The 546-nt window shown below is 45.2% G+C and carries 1 protein-coding gene; it reads right to left on the reverse strand.

Annotation, left to right across the window (positions count from 1 at the left end; genetic code table 11):
* A partial coding sequence (gene motS / locus RVS70_RS21945; RefSeq protein ID WP_321134833.1) for a flagellar motor protein MotS occupies positions 1-545 on the reverse strand: 545 nt, incomplete at its 3' end.
* Between the last annotated feature and the right edge of the window lies 1 nt (position 546).

The following is a 546-nucleotide window of genomic DNA, read 5'->3' on the forward strand; positions in this document are numbered from 1 at the left end:
GCAATAAAGCGCTTCGAAGGAAGTTTTTCTTTTGATGTGAAGTATTGAATCACTCCGCTTGCCCGTGCTGCTGATAGCTCCCAGTTCGACGGATATCGGTATGTCGAAATGTTTCGGCTGTCTGTATGGCCTTCGACTTGAATGTCATTTGGAATGGTTTGAAGAAGTACGGCGATTTGGTGAAGAAGTGTTTCAGCATTTTTCAGCACCTTTGCCTCACCTGTATCAAACAGCACCGCCTCCTGCAGAACGAGCACGACACCGCGTTCATCCCGTTTGGCTGTCATTTGAGCCTTCAAATGGTTGTCTTTTATATATGTATTTACTTTCTTGAGAAGCTGATCCTGCTGATCCGCTTGCTTCTTCGCATCGGATGGAGGTGTTTTCTTTTTTTCTATGGACGTTTGGTCCGGCTGAAGCCCGCCGCCATCCTTCTGAATCGAATCGACTGCCGCTTTAAATTTTTGCAGATCGATTTGGGACATCGAAAAAAGCAAAATAAAGAACACAAGGACCAGGGTGATCAAATCTGTAAAGGTAACCATC

The organism is Virgibacillus sp. M23 (genome assembly GCF_034190895.1).
Taxonomy (GTDB): Bacteria; Bacillota; Bacilli; order Bacillales; family Amphibacillaceae; genus Virgibacillus; species Virgibacillus salarius.